This is a genomic window from Actinoallomurus oryzae, from assembly GCF_039541955.1.
In the GTDB taxonomy this organism is placed as follows: domain Bacteria; phylum Actinomycetota; class Actinomycetes; order Streptosporangiales; family Streptosporangiaceae; genus Actinoallomurus; species Actinoallomurus oryzae.
In genome coordinates, this window is the sequence record NZ_BAABHF010000042.1 from 187705 (window position 1) to 206088 (window position 18384).

The 18384-nt window shown below is 72.0% G+C and carries 16 protein-coding genes and 1 tRNA gene; 6 read left to right on the forward strand and 11 right to left on the reverse strand.

The window, feature by feature from the left end; all coding sequences use genetic code 11:
• The first annotated feature begins 62 nt into the window (after nt 1–62).
• Nucleotides 63–236, forward strand: coding sequence for a hypothetical protein (locus ABEA10_RS33760; protein WP_329254996.1), 174 nt, complete (start codon nt 63–65; stop codon nt 234–236).
• Nucleotides 237–292: 56 nt separating this feature from the next.
• On the opposite strand, the gene ABEA10_RS33765 is transcribed toward ABEA10_RS33760, so the two are convergent.
• The 3 genes from ABEA10_RS33765 to ABEA10_RS33775 form a co-directional block, all read right to left on the reverse strand.
• Nucleotides 293–368, reverse strand: a tRNA-His gene (locus ABEA10_RS33765).
• A gap of 50 nt (nt 369–418) precedes the next feature.
• Nucleotides 419–1012 (reverse strand): oligoribonuclease, encoded by a 594-nt coding sequence (gene orn, locus ABEA10_RS33770; RefSeq protein ID WP_329255002.1) that lies wholly within the window; start codon nt 1010–1012, stop codon nt 419–421.
• Between the two features lie 85 nt (nt 1013–1097).
• The gene (locus tag ABEA10_RS33775) at nt 1098–1724 is read right to left on the reverse strand and encodes a pyridoxamine 5'-phosphate oxidase family protein (RefSeq protein ID WP_345470896.1); all 627 of its coding nucleotides are present in this window, start codon (nt 1722–1724) and stop codon (nt 1098–1100) included.
• A gap of 67 nt (nt 1725–1791) precedes the next feature.
• Between ABEA10_RS33775 and pdxR the strand changes: the two genes are divergently transcribed.
• Entirely contained in the window at nt 1792–3171 is a 1380-nt protein-coding gene (gene pdxR / locus ABEA10_RS33780; RefSeq protein WP_345470898.1) for a MocR-like pyridoxine biosynthesis transcription factor PdxR, read from the forward strand.
• Here the strand turns inward: pdxR and ABEA10_RS33785 are convergent.
• Nucleotides 3116–3841, reverse strand: coding sequence for a hypothetical protein (locus ABEA10_RS33785; protein ID WP_345470899.1), 726 nt, complete (start codon nt 3839–3841; stop codon nt 3116–3118). The two genes, pdxR and ABEA10_RS33785, sit on opposite strands and share 56 nt — an antisense overlap.
• 483 nt (nt 3842–4324) lie before the next feature.
• On the opposite strand from ABEA10_RS33785, the gene ABEA10_RS33790 reads away from it, so the two are divergent.
• Nucleotides 4325–5386 carry a phosphotransferase family protein gene (locus ABEA10_RS33790; protein WP_345470901.1) on the forward strand — a complete coding sequence of 354 codons (1062 nt, stop codon included), beginning with the start codon at nt 4325–4327 and terminating at the stop codon, nt 5384–5386.
• Nucleotides 5387–5437: 51 nt separating this feature from the next.
• On the opposite strand, the gene ABEA10_RS33795 is transcribed toward ABEA10_RS33790, so the two are convergent.
• The 6 genes from ABEA10_RS33795 to ABEA10_RS33820 form a co-directional block, all read right to left on the reverse strand.
• Complete coding sequence (locus tag ABEA10_RS33795) at nt 5438–6241, reverse strand: hypothetical protein (RefSeq protein ID WP_345470903.1); 804 nt, start codon at nt 6239–6241, stop codon at nt 5438–5440.
• A gap of 397 nt (nt 6242–6638) precedes the next feature.
• Complete coding sequence (locus tag ABEA10_RS33800) at nt 6639–7457, reverse strand: isocitrate lyase/PEP mutase family protein (RefSeq protein ID WP_345470905.1); 819 nt, start codon at nt 7455–7457, stop codon at nt 6639–6641.
• A gap of 84 nt (nt 7458–7541) precedes the next feature.
• On the reverse strand, nt 7542–8951 hold the full coding sequence (locus ABEA10_RS33805) for a hypothetical protein (RefSeq protein ID WP_345470907.1): 1410 nt from the start codon (nt 8949–8951) through the stop codon (nt 7542–7544).
• A gap of 292 nt (nt 8952–9243) precedes the next feature.
• Entirely contained in the window at nt 9244–10929 is a 1686-nt protein-coding gene (locus ABEA10_RS33810) for an AMP-binding protein (protein ID WP_425550994.1), read from the reverse strand.
• Between the two features lie 48 nt (nt 10930–10977).
• Nucleotides 10978–12480, reverse strand: a complete 1503-nt coding sequence (locus ABEA10_RS33815; RefSeq protein ID WP_345470911.1) for an RNA polymerase sigma factor — start codon at nt 12478–12480, stop codon at nt 10978–10980.
• A 192-nt stretch (nt 12481–12672) separates the two neighbouring features.
• Nucleotides 12673–15060 carry a substrate-binding domain-containing protein gene (locus ABEA10_RS33820; RefSeq protein ID WP_345470912.1) on the reverse strand — a complete coding sequence of 796 codons (2388 nt, stop codon included), beginning with the start codon at nt 15058–15060 and terminating at the stop codon, nt 12673–12675.
• A 386-nt stretch (nt 15061–15446) separates the two neighbouring features.
• Here ABEA10_RS33820 and ABEA10_RS33825 point away from each other — a divergent pair, with 386 nt between their 5' ends.
• Nucleotides 15447–16439 (forward strand): endonuclease/exonuclease/phosphatase family protein, encoded by a 993-nt coding sequence (locus ABEA10_RS33825; protein ID WP_345470913.1) that lies wholly within the window; start codon nt 15447–15449, stop codon nt 16437–16439.
• Between the two features lie 38 nt (nt 16440–16477).
• The gene (locus ABEA10_RS33830; RefSeq protein WP_345470915.1) at nt 16478–17296 is read left to right on the forward strand and encodes a TrmH family RNA methyltransferase; all 819 of its coding nucleotides are present in this window, start codon (nt 16478–16480) and stop codon (nt 17294–17296) included.
• 17 nt (nt 17297–17313) lie between these two features.
• On the opposite strand, the gene ABEA10_RS33835 is transcribed toward ABEA10_RS33830, so the two are convergent.
• Complete coding sequence (locus tag ABEA10_RS33835) at nt 17314–17511, reverse strand: hypothetical protein (protein WP_345470917.1); 198 nt, start codon at nt 17509–17511, stop codon at nt 17314–17316.
• Between the two features lie 16 nt (nt 17512–17527).
• Between ABEA10_RS33835 and ABEA10_RS33840 the strand changes: the two genes are divergently transcribed.
• Entirely contained in the window at nt 17528–18304 is a 777-nt protein-coding gene (locus ABEA10_RS33840) for a hypothetical protein (RefSeq protein WP_345470919.1), read from the forward strand.
• Nucleotides 18305–18384 lie beyond the last annotated feature (80 nt).

Consider the following 18384-nt stretch of genomic DNA (forward strand, 5'->3'; position numbering starts at 1 on the left):
GTCGTACGGGCGCCATCCGGCGGGTATGCCCCGAACAGGGACTCTCCATAAGGAGGCGTGACATGGCGCTGTTCCTGGCCCTCATCCTCGTGGCAGTGGCACTCGGCATCGCGGGGTGGGTGGTGAAAGGCCTGTTCTTCCTGCTGATTATCGGGATCCTGGTCTTCCTCGCCGACTTGGTGTTCAGCGGAATCCGGATCGGCCGCCGTCGCGGCGGCGCCCGCGCCGCACGCTGATCGACCGCAACGCCAAGGGCCCGGCCATCAGTGATGACCGGACCCTTGGTACTGCTTGGGGTGAGTGAGGGGACTTGAACCCCCGACACCCAGGACCACAACCTGGTGCTCTGCCGACTGAGCTACACCCACCATGACCGCACGAGGCGGCATGAAGCAGTGTAGCGGTTCCCGGCGGGTCTTCAGTCACCGATCTTCGCCGCGATGGCGCGCGCGGTCTCCGAGTCCGGGCCCGGGTGGGGCACGAACACCGCGGCGCGGTAGTAGCGCAGCTCCGTGATGCTCTCGGTGATGTCCGCCAGGGCCCGGTGGCCGCCCTTCTTCACCGGGCTGGCGAAGTACGCCCGGGGGTACCAGCGGCGGGCCAGCTCCTTGATCGAGGAGACGTCGACCATGCGGTAGTGCAGGTGGGCGTCCAGGGCCGGCATGTCGCGGGCGAGGAAGGACCGGTCGGTGGCGATCGAGTTGCCGCACAGCGGGGCCTTCTTCACCCCCGGCACATGTGAGCGCACGTAGTCGAGGACCTTGGTCTCGGCCTCCGCGAGCGTGATCCCCGCAGGCAGTTCTTCGAGCAGGCCCGAGGTCGTGTGCATGTCATGCACGACGTCGGACATCTGGCGTATGGCCTCCTCCGGAGGCTTGATCACCAGGTCGATGCCCTCGTCGAGGATGTTCAGCTCACCATCGGTCACCAGAGCCGCGATCTCGATCAGCGCGTCGTGCCGCAGATCGAGCCCGGTCATTTCACAGTCGATCCAGACCAGCCGGTCGTTCATGACCTTCACCATAAGTCCTGCCAGGACACTTTGCGTGAGGAGAACCGCGGATCCGGTGGCCGAGGCCGGAAGACTGTGGGACACGTCACACGTAGGCGATGCCCTGCCGCAGCTTCGGGTCGGGTACGGGAGGCCCGAACGACTGGACCGCCGGCAGCACCCCCGCCCACACGTCCAGCGCGTAGTCCTCCTCCTCGTCGCCGGGCCATCCCTGGCGGGACTTGACCGACGCCTCCTCCAGGGAGAGGGCCAGGACGGATGTCGCGGCGAGCTCCTTGCGGGTGGGCCGGCGGGCGACGTTCCAGCGTCCCGGCGTCACCTGCTCGACCAGCGCGCGCAGGCCGGTGAGCTTCTCCTCCAGGTCCGTCACCGTACGGGGGCGGCCGAAGATCACGGCGCTGCGGTAGTTGATCGAGTGGTGGAACAGCGACCGGGCGAGGACGAGGGCGTCGAGGTGGGTGACGGTGACACAGACCTCCTCGGTGGTGCGCAGGCTGGTCGCGCCCGTCGAGCCGTGGAGGTAGAGGGTGTCGCCGTCCCGCCCGTACCCGGTGGGGATGACGCGGGGCGCCCCGTCCACGATCACGCCGAGGTGGCAGATCCGGCCGGCGTCGAGGACCTCATAGAGGGCCGAACGGTCCGACGCGGCGCGTTCGGGCAGGCGCCGGACCCGGGTGCGCTCGGTGCTGGAAAGGGGCGCTGAAGTGCTCATACGCCCACGTTAGGATCTAAGTGGCCCAGTGCGAATGGCCACTGAGACATCGAAAAGAGAAGCCACTTTGCCGCGGAACCAGTTCGACCTGCCGGTCGTCGTCGAGCGCGACGCGGAGCAGCCGCTGAGCGTGCAGCTCGGCCGCCAGCTCCGCGAGGCCATGAACGACGGGCGGGTGCGCGCGGGGGAGCGGCTGCCCTCCAGCCGGGCGCTCGCCTCCGCGCTCGGTGTCAGCCGCACCGTCGTCACCACCGCGTACGAGCAGCTCTACGCGGAGGGCTGGCTGGAGGGCCGCCACGGTTCGGGCACGTACGTCGCCGACATCGCCGCCCAGAGCGTCCCGGCCGAGGTCGCGTACGCCGCGCCGGACCAGCCGGCGGAGGCCGGCGTCATCGACCTGCGCCCCGGCATCCCGTGGGTCGCCGCGCTCGACACGCCCGCGTGGCGGCGCGCCTGGCGGCTCGCGGCGGCGATACCGCCGGTCGCGCGGCCCGACCGCCGCGGCCTGCCGGGGCTGCGCGCGGGCCTGGTCGACTACCTGCGGCGCAGCCGTGGAGTGTCCTGCCCGCCCGAGCGCGTGCTCGTGACCCGCGGCGCCACGAACGGCTTCGACCTGCTGGCCGCGACCGTCCTGCGGCCCGGCGACCGCGCGGGCGTGGAGGAGCCGGGCTACCCCAACGCGCGGGAGGTGCTGGCCGCGCGGGACGTGGAGGTGGTGCCGTGCCCGGTGGACGCGGACGGGCTGGTCGTGGACGCCCTGCCCGCCGGCCTGCGCCTGGTCTACACGACTCCGTCCCACCAGTACCCGCTCGGCGGCCGGCTGCCGGTGCCGCGCCGTCAGGCGCTGCTGGCCTGGGCGCGGCGCGAGGGCGCGCTGATCGTCGAGGACGACTACGACAGCGAGTTCCGCTACGACGTCGCCCCGCTGCCCGCCCTGTACGGTCTGGGCCCCGACCACACGGTCTACCTCGGCACCACGTCCAAGACGCTGACGTCGGGCGTCGGTACCGGCTGGCTGGTGGCCCGGCCCGACCTGGTGGAGGCGATCGCCGAGACCCGGCTGCGCCTGGGCGACAGCACGGCCGTCGTGTCCCAGGAGGCCGTACGCATCCTGCTCGAACGCGGTGACCTCGACCGTCACGTGCGCCGCATGCGTGCCGAGTACGGCCGGCGGCGCGCCGCGATCGTCGAGACGCTCGGGCACCTGCCGCTGCTGGGAGACACCGCCGGCCTGCACATCGTCGTCGAGCTGCCCGCCGGGGTGCCCGGCCCGGTCATCGAGCGCGCCGCCGGGCGCGGCGTGCTGCTGGCCTCCCTGGAGGAGCGCTACGCGTCCGTCCAGGACGTGCACGGGCTGATCCTCGGGTACGGCGGCGCGACCGTCTCCCAGGTCAGGTCGGGGTGCTCGCTCGTACGGGAGCTGGTCCGGGAGGCGGTCCTGCGGTAGCCGCCGCGGCGGGCCCGGCGGAGGTCTCCGCCGAGGCGGCGCCGGAGACCAGGCGTGCGATGGGCAGGTCCTCCGCGCCGCCGGGCAGCGACACCTCGCCCGCCGTGATCCGGGGCAGCTCCGGGGCCACGGCGGGGCCCGTGATCCTGCCGGTGTCGATGGCGCCGGGAGCCGGGCTCTGGGCGTGCGGCACCTGGGACACGCCGAAGTGCCCGCCGCGCGCCCATGCTCTGCGGTCCCGCGGCGCGCTGTAGGCCTCGGGAGGCGCGAGCGGCGCGCCCGCCGGCCACCGTCGTGGGACCTGCCACGCGTCGAGCCAGTCGAGGATCAGGCCGAGACCCTGCATGGCTCCGCCGGTGAACGGCTCGCGGGCGAGCCCGACCACGAGGATCTGCAGGCACCGCCGGCCTTCCCGGCCGATGCCGTCCGGGAGCAGCAGCGACGCCTGGGTGGCCGGCACCATCTGCACGATCTGGCCGGTGAAGGGATTCCAGACGACGTGGGCGTTGGTCCCTTGCTGCTCGAGATTCTGTGCCACCGAGTGCGCGGAGACCGCCAGTGGGTCGTGCTCGCTCGTATGCCAGACGGCACGGGGCGCTCCGCCCCGCGGTGAGCCACCGTCGTGTCGGGATTGCAGTCGTACGGCGCCGGGCAGCCATGCGTCGGCCACGATGAGTCTCCCCAGTCGGGTCGGGTCGTGTCCCGAACGGTCACTGTGCAAGTCTTTACCAAGGTGGGGCGGGAGTTCGCTCCGGCCATGTGAACTTTGCGAACTTATGTGCCAACCTCCCCTGTTCATCCAGTTTTGATACGTCGACGGGTTGACTGCCTACCCTTCGTGACTCCCCGCCACCCGTCCGGGGCCGCATCCGGCCGATGCGCGGCGCCGTCCTCGGGGACGCGGCGACGGCGTTTGCACGGCGGGCCCTCGCGAGCCCCGGCCGGACCGTCACCCGGGTCGCGCGTGTCGACCGAGTCGCGTTCTAATAGGCGCGGGAGCCGAACGAGGAGGGCACATGACCGAGCGGAGCGAGGGAATCGAAGACGCGCCCCTGTGGCCACCCTTCCCGACGAAGGAGGACTCATGGCCGAGTGGAGTGCGGGAGTCGAGAGGCACGCTCCGGCGGTCACGTCCTCCGGCGAAGGAGGGCGCATGACTGAGCCGGTGTCCGTCCCCGGCATCGACGTTCCCCACCTGTCGTCCTGGCTGGCGGAGACGCTGCCGGGGGAGGGGCGGATCACGGGGATCGACCTTCTCGCCGGAGGCCGGTCCAACCTGACCTATCTCGTCCGGCTGGAGAACCGCCGCGTCGTGCTCCGCCGCCCTCCGCTCGGCCACGTCCTGCCCACCGCGCACGACATGCGCCGCGAGTACACCGTGCTCTCGGCCCTGGCCGGCAGCGACGTGCCGGTCCCGGCGCCCCTGGCCCTGTGCGCCGACGAGGAGGTCATCGGCGCGCCGTTCTACGTCATGGACCACGTCGAGGGCCGGGTCATCCGCACCCCCGAGGACGCCGTCGACGTCACCGCCGAGGAGGCCCGCGCCCTGTCCGAGCGGCTCGCCGAGGTGCTCGCCGCGATCCACCTCCTCGACGTCGAACGCGCCGGGCTGAGCGACTTCGGCCGTCCGCACGGGTACATGGCCCGGCAGCTCAAGCGCTGGTGCCGGCAGTGGGAGTCCTCCCACCCGGCCGAAGAGGGCGGGCGGACCGACGAGGCGTACGACCGGCTCGTCCAGCGGCTCGGGGAGCGGCTGCCGTCCGACGGGCTCACCGGGCTCGTGCACGGCGACTTCCGGCTCGACAACGCGCTCGTACGCCTGCGGCCGGAGCCGCGGATCGCCGCGGTCGTCGACTGGGAGATGTCCACGCTCGGCGACCCTCTGTCCGACCTCGGGCTCACGCTCACCTACTGGGCCGACTCCGGTGACGCCGTGCGTACGCCGACCGCCGTCGGCTCGACCGTGACCTCGGCGCCCGGGTTCATGACCCGGGCGGAGTTCGCCGGCCGGTACGCCGACCTGACCGGCCACGACCTGTCCCACCTGGACTTCTACGTGGCGTTCGGCTGCTTCAAGCTCGCCGTCATCCTCGAGGGCATCCACGCGCGGTACCTGCAGAAGGCGACCGTCGGCGAGGGCTTCGAGCTGATCGGCGCGTCGGTCCCGGTCTACCTCGACCGCGCCCATCAGGTCCTGGACGAGGGCGCGCTCTGACCTCCTGCCGGACCCGCCGCCGAGGACGCGTCCGGCGGGCGGCGCGTCCGGTCAGCAGCTGAAGGTGACGGTGGCGGTCACATTCGCGTTGAAGGTCACCGAGGCGCTGGGGACGCCGATGCACCACTGGTCGGTCCGGGTGACGGTGACCGAGGCGCTCTGGCCCGCGCGGAGCCGTCCGCTGCCGCTCGCCCTGATGGTGCCGACCGTTCCCGTCACCCGCCGGCTGACCGGCCCGCCCTTGGCGGTGACCTTCACCGAGCAGTGACGGGTGCTGGGCATGTGGCAGCCGGTCACCGACAGCGTGCCCGGCCGCTGCGGCGAGCGCGGGCGCTCCGGGTACCGCGTCGGACGCGCCGGCTTCGGGGTCTTCTCGGCCGGCTTCGGGCTCGGCGTCGCGCTGCCGCTGGGCTCGGGCGAGCCGAGCAGCAGGCGGGCGGACGTGGACGACCGGCTCGGTGAGGGCCCGCCGCTCGCCGCGTCCCCACCCGGTCCGGGCGCCAGGAGGAACACCCCGCCCACGGCGAGCACGAGGCACGCGACGGCGCCGAGCATGGGCCACAGGCGCCGTTCGGTGCGCTCGGGCTCGGCTTCGGGCTCGGGCTCGGGCGGAGGGTCGGCGCGCTTGGCGATCGTCGCCCGCAGGTCCGCGAGCGCGGGGGCCGAGGCCGTGTCGAGCGCGCGGGCCCGCAGTGCGCAGGGGAGGGCCACCGCGGGCATGGCGCGCAGGAGATGCGCGTTGGTGACCGTGAGGTCGCTCCGCGAGCCGCAGATCGGGCAGTTCACAATGTGCCGGACGAGCTTCCGGCAGGTCCCGTCGTCCAGCGGCGTAACCGGCGGGGCCAGCTCCGCCACGTCCGGCAGTCCTCGCGCCCGGTCGCCGCCACGACGACGGCGAGAAGGCGTCGTTCACGTCGTTCCGTGCCTGAGCCACGCGTATGGACGCCTCGTGCGGTGTCACGCCGAGGACCTCGGCGAGGTCGTCGGGGTCCAGCTCGTGCCGCAGGAACAGGTCGAGCGCCTCGCGTTGGGAGGCGCTGAGCACGAGCAGGGCGGCGTGCACGAACGGACGCGTCGCCTCGTCGTCCTCGGCCCCGTCCGCCTCCGGGACGAGCCGGCGCTCGCCCGGCGGCTCGCCGTCCGCGCGGCGGCGGAGGCACTCCTTCCGCGTCACGGCGTACAGCCGGGCGCGCAACGGCGCGTGGGCGAGCCGTTCGGTGCGTTCCTGAAGGGTGATCAGGCCGGAACAGGGTCAGTACGGCGCCGCGCCCTCCCGCAGCCGCCCGGCGAGGTCGCCGAGCACGGCCATGGTCGCGCGGTGCAGGCCCGGCCCGAACGTCACCCGCGCCACGCCCAGCTCGGCGAGCCGGGCCGGTGACGGCACGCCGGGCCGGTAGAGGATGCTCACCGGCCCGGGGATCCGCTCGACCAGCGCGCCGATCACCGCCTCGTCCGTGACCATGATCGGGAACACGCAGTCGGCCCCGGCGTCGAGGTACGCGCGGCCACGCGCCACCGCCTCCTCCAAGACGTCCGCGGGCGAGGCGCCCGGGAGCGCGCCGTCCAAGAACACGTCGGTACGCGCGTTGATCACCAGGTGGCGATCGGCCTCCCGCAGCTCACGGACGCGGTCGGCCTGGACCTTCAGGTCCGCGAGCACGTGCCGTGCCTTCGGACGCCGGCGCTCCTCACCCGCCACACTCGCGACTTCGCCGGCCGCCTCGCCGTGGAGGGTGTCCTCCAGGTTGCAGCCCACGGCACCGGCCTCGCGCAGGCACTCGGCGAGCTCGGCGGGCGTCAGGCCGTAGCCGGACTCGGCGTCGACCGTGACCGGCACGTCGACGCTGCGCGCGATGCGGGCCGCCGCCGCGAACATCTCCTCGGGCGGCGCGCCCTCACCGTCCTCGTAGCCGAGAACGTGGGACACGGCGGCGCTGGCCGTGGCGAGCGCCGGGAACCCGGCGGACGCGAGCGCCTGGGCGCTCGCGGCGTCCCACACGTTGGGCAGGATGAGAAGCGACCCGCTAAGGTGCAGCTCGCGCAGCCGCGCGGCCTTGTCGATGAGACTCATGAGCCCGACCGTACGTCCCGGCGCGGCCGGGCAGAAGGGCCACTTGGGGTCCACCGGGCCGGACCACCCGGCGCCAGGGCCCGGTCAGCAGCTCCAGGTGACCGATGCCGACGCGCCGGAGTCGAACCTCACCGAGCCGCTGCCGCTGCCGAAGCAGAAGCTGTCGGTCCGGGTGACGGTGACCGAGTCGCTCTGGCCCGCGCCGAGGCTTCCGCCGCCGCTCGCGCTGACGCTGCCGCTGGTCCCGGTCACGCGCCAGTCGACCGGGCCGCCCTTGGCCGTGACCGTCACCGAGCAGCGCCGGGTGCCGGACATGTGGCAGCCGGAGACCGACAGCGTGCCCGGATGCTGGGGCGTGGTCGGCCTCGGGCGGTGGGTGTGCCGTTTCGTCGCGTGCGGGGTCGGCGTCGGCGTCTTGCTCGACTTGGACGGGGTCGGGCTCGGTGTGTCGCTGGTGCTCGGCTCGGGCGCGGCCGAGTCCGACGGAAGGACGTCGTCGGCCGACGACGAATCGCTCGGTACGGTGATCGGCTGCCGGCCGCTCGTCTTCTCCTCGCCCGAACCGGGCAACAGGAGGAACACCCCGCACACGATGACCAGGACGCACGCGACGGCGGCGAAGATCGGCAACAGGCGCGGGCCGGTGCGCTCGGGCTCCGGCTCGGGTTCGGGCTCGGGCGGGGGGTCGGAGCGCATCGCGATCGTCTCCCGCAGGTCCGCGAGCTCGGGGGCCGATGCGGTGGTGAGCACCCGGGAGCGCAGCGCGGTGGGGAGGGCCGCCGTGGGCATGGCGTTCAGGAGGCGTGCGGTGGCGACCTTGCGGCTGCCCCGCGAACCACAGATCGGGCAGCTCGCGATGTGGCGCGCGAGCTTCCCGCAGGTCTCGGTGTCGAGCGGCGCGTCCGGCGGACCGGCCAGCGCGGCCACGCTCGGGCAGTCCTCGCGCCCCGTCGCCGCCACCACCACGGCGGCGAACGCGTCGTCCAGGTCGTGCCGGGCCTGGGCCACGTGCACGGACGCCTCGTGCGGCGTCACGCCGAGGACCTCGGCGAGCTCGTGCGGGTCCAGCTCGTGCCGCAGGGAGAGGTCCAGCGCCTCCCGCTGGGCGCCGCTGAGCACGAGCAGCGCCTCGTGCACGAGCCGGCGCGTCGCCTCGTCCGCCTCGATCCCGGCCGCCTCGGGCGCACGCTGGCGCTCGGCGGGCAGCTCGGCGTACGCGCGGCGGCGCAGGCACTCGTCCCGGGTCACGGCGTACAGCCAGCCGCGGAAGAGACGGGCGTCGGGGATGTGCCCGATGCGCTCCTGGACGGTGATCAGGGAGTCGTGCAGGGCCAGCGCCGCGGCCTCCTGGTCGCGGAGGAGGACGTGGCAGTAGTCGAACAGCCGTGGGGCGTACGAGTCGTAGATCTCCGGCAGGGCGTGGGGGTCACCCGCGTACAGCGCCTGAGCGAGTCGCTGGTCGGCGTCCCTGTCGATGCTCGGCCATGCGGCCACGGAGTCCTCCTGCTGAACTGGTGGGGCACGAGGTCACAGACGCCCCACCCGGGGCGTGGGTTCACAGGATCCTGCCACCATTTACAGCTACTTTGGAGGATTTAATGGCAAATATGTCATATCCGGCTACTGGCTGTTGATGTGATCCTGCGATGTCCCAGGAGGCCGTGACGGACCGTGAGGGGCGTGACGCCACGCACCGCCGGGCGGCGGTGCGCCCCGGAGCCTCACCGGCACGGCGTACGGCCCGCCCGATACGAGCGGACCGGCGCCGATTCGCCTTTTCGGCCCGTCAGCCCTTCAGGTCGGGGAAGTCCTCCTCGCGGAACTCCTCCGGGCGGCGCTCGTCGCCCTCCAGGCCGCGCAGCTCGACCCGGCGGATCTTGCCGGAGATCGTCTTGGGCAGGTCCGCGAACTCGACGCGCCGCACCCGCTTGTACGCCGCGAGGTGCTCCCGGCAGTGCGCGAGGATCGCGCGCGCCGTCTCGGCCGTCGGCTCGTGCCCGGCCGCCAGGCTGACGTACGCCTTCGGCACCGCGAGGCGTACGGGATCGGGGGCGGGCACCACGGCGGCCTCGGCCACCGCCTCGTGCTCCAGCAGCACGCTCTCCAGCTCGAACGGCGAGATGCGGTAGTCCGACGCCTTGAACACGTCATCGGTACGGCCCACGAACGTGATGTAGCCGTCCGCGTCCTTCGTCGCGACGTCACCCGTGTGGTAGTAACCGTCGGCCATGGCCGCGTCGTTGAGCTCGGCGTCACCGTGGTAGCCGACCATCAGCGCCGCCGGGCGGTCGGACAGGTCGATGCACACCTCGCCCTCGTCGCCCTTCTCACCGGTGGCCGGGTCGATCAGGGCGATCGTGTAACCGGGCAGCGGACGCCCCATGGATCCGGGCTTGAGCGGCTGGCCGGGAGAGTTGCCGATCTGCGCCGTCGTCTCCGTCTGGCCGTACCCGTCGCGGATGGTGAGGCCCCAGTGTTTCTGCACCTGGTCGATGATCTCCGGGTTCAGCGGCTCGCCGGCCGCCACCACCGTGCGCAGCGGGAGCCGCCACGCGGACAGGTCCTCCTGGATGAGCATGCGCCACACGGTCGGCGGGGCGCAGAAGCTCGTGACCTCGCAGCGCTTGAGCACGTCGAGCATCGCGGGCGCGGAGAAGCGCGTGTAGTTGAACACCAGCACGCAGGCGCCGGCATTCCACGGCGCGAAGAAGTTGCTCCACGCGTGCTTGGCCCAGCCCGGCGAGGAGACGTTGAGATGGATGTCGCCGGGGCGCAGCCCGATCCAGTACATCGTGGACAGGTGACCCACCGGGTACGACGTGTAGGTGTGTTCGACCAGCTTCGGCTTGTTCGTCGTGCCCGAGGTGAAGTAGAGCAGCAGCGTGTCGCCGCCGTGCGTCGTCTCCGTACCCCCGGCGTACGGCTCGGCGCCGTACGCGTCCTCGTACGACAGCCAGCCCTCGGCCGGGCCGACCGAGACGCGCGTCCACTCGCCGGCGAGACCGTCGAACTTGGCCGTGTGGCCGGCGCCGGTGACGACGTGCCGCACGCCGCCGCGTTCGATGCGGTCGGTGAGGTCGACCGGGGTGAGCAGCGTGGTCGCCGGGATGACGACCGCGCCCAGCTTCATCGCGGCGAGCATCGTCTCCCACAGCTCGACCTGGTTGCCGAGCATGAGCAGGATCCGGTCGCCCCGCGCGACCCCGTGGCTCCGCAGCCAGCCCGCCACCTTGCTGGACCGGTCGGCGAGCTCGGCGAACGTGAGCCTGGTCTCCGAGCCGTCCTCTTCCACGATCCACAGCGCCGGGGCGTCCGGCGACTCGGCGGCGAGCACGCCGTCGAACCAGTCCACGGCCCAGTTGAGGCCGGGCGCGTCGGGCCATCGGAACCCGCTGCGTGCGGCGTCGTAGTCTTCGGCCTGCGCCAGGAGGAAATCGCGGGCCGCTTTGAAGGTGGCGGCATCGGGGGTCATGTGTCGCATCCTGGCACTGCCCCGCCGATCACGTAAATACCGTGGCGATCAGCCGAAGATGCCGCAGGACCAGGAGACGCTGATGGAACCGTTCGGGGAGAAGAACACCTCGGCGCTGTCCGTCGGACAGGCGCCCGCGTCCTTCGTCACCGTCACAGTGGCCTGATCGCCCTTCGCGAGGTGGCCGCTCGACCTGTCGAGCGATATAGGCCCGGAGGCCTTGGCGGTCCACGGGACCGCGCCGCCGACGGCCGTCACCGTGACCTGGCAGTCGTCATCTCCGTCATCCAGCGCACAGTTGCCGCTGACGGAAAGGGTGCCCGGCTTCGGCTTGGTCGTCGGCTTGTGGGTCTTCGGCGGGGCCGGGCGGTGGGTGGTCGGGGTGGGGGTCGGCGTGTGCTTGGTGGGCGTGGGCGTCGGCGTGTGCTTGGTCTTCGACGGGGACGGCTCGACGCTGTCGCTCGGCGACGGGAAGGCGTCCGACGGGCTGTCGCTCGGACCGGCCGCGACGTTGCCGGGGACCTTGTTGTTCAGGTTCTTGGGGTCCTCCGACCCGCCGCCCGTCAGCAGGAAGATGGCGCCGATGACCAGCACGACGCACGCGGCCACCGCGACGGCGGGCAGCAGGTGCGAGGACGTGCCGTCGCCGCGCCGGTCCTTGCGGGCCGGCTGCGCGCGGCGTTCGAGGCTGGTCGGCCAGCCCCAGACGTCGAACGGCTCGGCGCGCTGCGCGATGCGTGTGCGGTTCTCGTGCTGGTCGGGCGCGTCGGCGAGCGACAGCACGGCCATCCGCAGGTCGGAGGGGATCGCCGCGACCGGCAGCACCTGCATCAGCCGGTTCGTGGAGACCTTGCGCTTGCGGCGGTCGCGGCAGACCGGGCAGGACTCGATGTGGCGGATCAGCTTGCGCGCGACCTCCGACGGCAGCGGCCACTCGTTCTCGTCCACGAGGGCGGCCACACTCGGGCAGTCGCCGCGTCCCGTACGCGCGATGATGGCGGCGGCGAGAGAGCTGTCCAGGTCGTCGCGCGCCTGGGCGACCAGCTCGGTCGCCTGCTGGGAGGAGATGCCGAGCACGCCGCCGAGCTCCTCGGCGGACAGGTCGTGCCGCGCGGACAGGTCGATCGCCTCGCGGTGGCGGGCGGCCATCCCGGCGAGTGCGCTGTGCACGAGCTGCCGGGTCTCCTCGAGCCGCTGGCGCTCCTCGGCGTCGAGGAACGCGTCCTCGTTCTGCTCGGGCGCCCCGTGGCGCTGCTCGGGACGCTCGGGGTCGGCGAGCTGCCGCAGGCACTCGTTGCGGACGATGGCATAGACCCAGCTGCGGAAGCGCTCGGGCTCGCGCAGCTTGCCGATGTGCTCCTGCGTCGCGATGAGCGAGTCGTGCAGGGCGTCCGCGGCCATGTCCTGGTCGCGGAGCAGCGCGTGACAGTAGTCGAACAGGCGCGGCGCGTAGAAGTCGTAGATCTCCGCCAGTGCGGTGGCGTCACCGTCGCGCAGCGACTGCGCCAGCCGACGATCCTCTACACGGCCGAGACTGGGCCAACCGGCCACAGGTTCCTCCCGAGAGTGTCATGCCCGGACAGGCCCCCGGAAGTGAAGAAGGAGGCCCGACGCCCCGCTCCCGTCGGGCCTCCTTCACGTACAAGACGCCGCAGCCGGGAGCCTGGTTTACAGGATCCTGCCACTAGTCCAAGAAAATCCTCCGCTGAATGATTGGACCGATATGAACTCGTGTTGGCGATTTCAGTGGCATTGCGGCGAACAGATGCGCCGCGCGATCGTCTCCAGCAGGAAGCGTTGCACGTCCTGGGGCTTCAGGGCGTGGAACGCCTCGCCGTTGGTCTCCGACGCGATCTTCTGCATCGCGGACATGTCCACATCCGGCCCGAAGCCGATGAAGACGACCTCGACCGGCCGGTCCGGGTCGGCCTCCTTCTTCAGCGTACCGAGCAGGGCGGTGAGGGAGATGCCGTTGTCGTCGTCGTTCTTCCCGTCGGTCAGCACGAGGACGGAGTGGTAGTAGCCCGGCTTGTAGCTCTTCTGCATCGACCGCACGCTCGCCAGCACCGAGTCGTACAGGCCGGTGTTGCCGGTCGGCTTCGGGCGGATGCGTCCCAGGGCGGACAGGATCTCCTGTCTCCGCGTGCCCGACCCCAGGCGGGTGGACAGCGGCCCGATCGGCACCTCGCTCCGGTAGTCCAGGGCGCCGTTCAGATTGGTGGAGAACGTCCACAGCCCCAGGTCGGTGTCGTCGGGCAGCATCGCGAGGCCGTTCTGCGCGATCTGGGCGGTCGCCTGCATGCGGGTCAGACCGTTGCCGACCGGCTGGGCCATCGACCCCGACACGTCGAGAAGAGTCAGCATCCGGGTGCGCAGGGAGAGCTTGGTCCACGCCTGCATGACGTCGGTGACGTCGCCGGCGGCCGGCGTCGGCAGCGCGCGGGGCACCCGGGGGCTCAGCCCGTTCTGGGCGGTGAAGCCGTCGCCCGGATGGCCGTCGGGGGTACGGAAGCCGAGCGCGCGCACGGCGTTCTTCGCGTCGGCGCCGCCGAGCGCCTGCTCGAGCAGGCCGGCCGCGCTCACCTTGTCATCGTTGTCGGTGGCCAGCGTGAACGGGTAGTCCAGGCTCAGCAGGCCCTCGCTGGGGTACAGCGCGGTGGCCGGTGTGGAGGGGTTCCCGTGGTTGAACTTCCACACCGCCTGCTCGGGCACGATCACGACCGGCGCACGTCCGTGCAGGTCGCGGTGGAAGCTGGCGAACAGGGCCTGCGGCGTCGGCGACAGGCTGTTCTGCACGTTGCGGACGATCTGGGTGAAGATCGGGTCGGCGTTCGGGTCGCCCTGCAGCAGCTCGCGGGTCATCACGACCGCGCCGATGCCGCCCGCGTTGCGGTTCGGGTCGAGGATCTGCAGGTGGACCGAGTTGGCCGGGAGCATGTCGTTCTTGCTCACCGCGCCCGCGGCGAGGGCGTCGGTGGCCTTGAGCAGCATGTCCCACGTCGGGCGGATGCCCTCACTGTGGATCTTGTTGGCGAACGTCCGCGACGTGGCGACGACGATCGGCGTCTTGGCCAGTGAGGTCGGCGTCAGATGGACGCTCGACGCGCCCTTGGCGGTGCTGCGCACCATCGTGACCCACAGCGAAGAGTCGGGGATCCACACGTCCGGGTCGGCCTCGCCTGGCACGGACCCTCCGCCGGACAGCACCGTGGACATGCCGGCCGGGTCGGACGCCTTGACCGTCGCCTGCACGCACTTGCCGTTCACCGAGTGCCGCGCGTCGTCGAAGGACTTGGTGACCTGGCTGATGGCCGGGGCGATCTCCGGCGCCGCCGCCACGTTGAGTTTGATCGCGTCGCTGCCGCAGCCCCGAGGGCCCGCGAGCGCGTACACGCCCGCGCCGAGGAGGATGGCCAGGCCGATCGCGCCGGCGAGCGGGCCGATCAGCGTGCCGAGCGAGCGGCGGCGCACGGCCCGGCGTCGCCCTCCGCCCCCCGGGCCCGGTCCCGTCCGGCGGCGTCCGCCCTCCTCACGGCCGTTCTCACCCGGGCTCCGGTCGTCGCGGCCGTAGCCGTCGTCACCCGAGCCTCCCGGGCCGGAGGCGCTTTGGCCTGGGCCGTTCTGGCCTGGGCCGCCCTGCGGGGGAAGGTTCTGACCCGGTCCGTTCGAGGGTGTTCCGTAGTTGCCGTACCCCTGGCTGCGGAAGTCCGAGCCGCCGTACCCGCCGGCCGGTATGCCGACGCCGGACCGGCCGAGGCCGGGCCCGATGTAGCCGTCGCGCCCCTGCCCGGGACGCCGGTCGTCGGCCGGGCCGCCCGCGTACCCTCCGCCACTCGGGGGGCCGTTCGTACGACCGCCGTACGGGTCGCGTCCCCCGCCCGCGCCGTACGGATCGCGCCCCCCGCCCGCGCCGTACGGATCGCGTCCCCCGCCCGCGCCGTACGGATCGCGTCCGCCGCCCATGCCGTACGGATCGCGTCCGCCGCCCGCGCCGTACGGATCGCGCTGGGCCGGCCGGCGATGGGGATCCGCGTCGCCGGGGTTCGCGCCGCCCGGTGGCATCGGACGGCCTGGCTGCCCGTCGTCCGGCGTGCCGCCCGAGGGCTCCTCCTTGCGGCGACGTCCGCTCACGGTTGTCCCTCTTTCGCGGGAGATGGGTGGATCTAGAGCGGCACTGTAGCCTCCCCTTCCCAATGTGACCAAAGAGACCAAGGAGAACTTTCCGCAGGTCAACGCGGGCCGGTCATGACTGGAAAGCTTGCCGGCCGGTAAAGAAACGAACTTCCGCGCACCGACTTGAGTTGACTCCTGGGCCGATACGCTGCGCCGTCGCGGACGGGCGCCGGTAAGAAATCCTGTTACGCCCGGTTGACGTGACCGCCCCGGGCGAGCGCCGGTGACGGCCCGCCCACGTGGCGTCAACGGATTCGGTCTGGTATACGGCCGAACCTGAACCCGCCGCTCAGCTTCGTCGTGCACAGTAGGGCAGGGGCCCACGGCTACGGGGGGAGCGCAGCATGACGAGACTCGCGACCGTACGGGACGACGACGCGACGGCACGACCGGCCACTCGGCGGTGGTGGACAACGGTGATCACCTGGATTCTCGTGGCGATCTGGCTGCTCTGGGCGGTCGCGCGCCTCGTCGGTGTCGACCGGATGTCCTCCTTCTCCTCGATCCTGATCCCGGCGATGGCCGTGGTGCCGTACGTCGCGGCGGGCGTGGTCATCCCGCTCGCCGTCGCCGCGCTGACCCGCAACTGGATCGCGCTCGGGGTCACGGTCGCCGTCGCCGCGGTGTACGCCGGCATCGTGCTGCCGCGGGCGTTCGGCGGCGGGCAGCCGGACGCGACCGGCCCGCGCCTGCGGATCCTCACCGCCAACCTCAAGTTCGGCCAGGCAGGTGACGCGGGCCTGGTCGACCTGGTCCGGCGTACGGGCGCCGACGTGCTCAGCGTGCAGGAGTTCACCCCGGCGGCGGCCGAGCGGCTCGACGCGGCGGGCATCGAGGGCCTGATGCCGTACCGGGTGATCGATCCGCGCGGCGGCCCGGAGGGCACCGGCCTGTACTCCCGCTATCCGCTGACCGAACGGCCCGACCGAGGATCCACCACCTTCGCGATGGTGAACGCGACCCTGCAAGTGCCGGGCGCCGCGCCCGTGCGCTTGACGGCCGCGCACCCGCCGGCGCCGCTCGGCCCGGACGCCGCGAGGTGGCGGCACGACCTGAAGCAGATCCCGACGCCCACCCCGCACGGTGAGGTCGGCATCGTCACGGGCGACTTCAACGCCACACTCGACCACGCACCGCTGCGCCACCTGATCGGGGAGGGCTTCACGGACGCCGCGGACGCGACCGGGCAGGGCCTCGTGCCGACGTTCCGGCCGTGGCCGCCGATCACGATCGACCACGTGCTCGCCGACCGGCGCTGCGCGATCGAACGGGTCAAGATCTATCTCCAGCCCGCCAGCGACCACCGAGCGCTCTTCACCGAGCTCCGGCTGCCCTGACCGCGCCCGGCAGGGACTCGGGTCGCGATACTGGAGGCATGGCCCGCCTGATCCCCGTCGCCGACCCGGCCGACCCGCGTCTCGCCGACTACACCCGCCTGCGCGACGTCAACCTCCGCAAGAGCCTGGAGGCCGAGCACGGCCTGTTCATGGCCGAAGGGGAGAAGGTCATCCGCCGGGCGATCGCCACGGGCCATCCCGTACGCTCCGTGCTGGCCGCGCGCCGCTGGGTCGAGCCCCTGTCCGACGTGCTCGGCGACGCGCCGGTGTACGTCGTGGAGGACGCGGTGGCCGAGGCGGTGACCGGGTTCCCGGTGCACCGCGGCGCGCTCGCGTCGATGGAGCGCCTGCCGCTGCCGTCCACCGGCACGCTCCTGCCGGGCGTACGCCGCATCCTCGTCCTGGAGGACCTCGTCGACCACGGCAACGTCGGGGCGATCTTCCGGTGCGCGGCGGCCCTCGGCGTCGAGGCGGTCGTCCTGTCACCCCGCTGCGCGGACCCGCTGTACCGGCGTTCGGTCAAGGTGTCGATGGGCGCGGTCTTCGCCGTGCCGTACGCCCGGATGACCGACTGGCACGGCGGCCTGGACGAGCTGCGCGCGGCCGGGTTCACGCTGCTGGCGCTCACCCCGGACCAGGCGGCCACGCCGATCGGCAAGGCGCCGCGGGGAGAGCGCGTCGCCCTGATGCTCGGCGCGGAGGGCGACGGCCTGTCCTCCCGCTGGCTCCGTGAGGCCGACGAACCCGTGTGCATCCCGATGAGCGGCGACGCGATGGACCGCGGCGTCGACTCGCTCAACGTGGTCGCGGCCGCGGCGATCGCCTGCCACGAACTGATGCGCCCCGGCGTCCTGTAGCGCCCGCGGCGCGGACGTCAGTGCGCGCCGCCGCCGGGACGGCGCGTCCTGCGGTGCGCGCCCTTCTGCTTCGGCGTGCGAGCGTGGGCCCGGCCGAGCCGCACCTGCGTCAGGAGCAGGGAGAAGGCGACGAGAAGCGCGGCGAGCCAGGCCGCCTGGGTGCTGGCCAGCTTGTCGAAGGTGAGCTCGTCGGCCGCGTCGGCGGTCCCGCGCATCTGCTGGGAGTTGCTGGTGTTCAGGACCGGAGCGGTCGACGGCGTCTGCGACGGCGCGATCGAAGGCAACACGGCCGGATCGTTCGACGGAGCGACGGACGGCGCCGGCGTGCTCCCGGACGACCCCAGCCCACTCGGCAGATCCGAGGTGCTCGAACTGCTGCCACTGGAGCCGCTGCTGCTACTCGACCCGCTGCTCTTACTCGACCCACCGGACTTCGAGGGCGACGAGGAGGGCGAGGACGACGGTTTCTTGGTCACCTTGAAGGAGGTGGACTTGACCCCGCTGTCGACGTTGTCTGAACCGAAAGCATCGCCCGTTATCTTGACCGTGCCGGGCTTCATGCCGGAGTCGACGGTGACCGTGAAGGTTATGTCTTGGTCCTCGCCGGCGCTGAGGTCTCCGACTTTGCAAAGAGTCGGGGTGGAGAGAGTGCAATCTGGGCTCAGCGCGGCCTTGGAATCCGCGCCGAGGCTCAACCGGACGTTTTTGCTGGTCGCGTCGGTGCTGGCGACGTGCGCTGTGAACTTGACCGCCGTCCCCGCGTGGATCGCACCGGTGCCGATGCGTTTGAAGCTCAGGCTGAGCTTCGGAGTGGGCGTGGGGGTCGGGGTCGGGTCGGGGGTGTCGGAGGCCGAGGTCGACGTAGTGGGGGACGGGCTGTCCGTCGCCTCCGCGAGGGCGGCCGCGGTGCCGCTGACCAGGACGATGCCTGTGCCAACGCTGATGATCAGTGGGGTTCGTACCGATCGTGCGAGCACCGCCCACGACCTCCTCAACGCTTGTCGTTGATTTCAACCCTACGCTTCGTCATGCGTGAGGTAAGAATCATGCGATCACGTCAAGGCCGATCAATCAACAGGGCAAGCGAA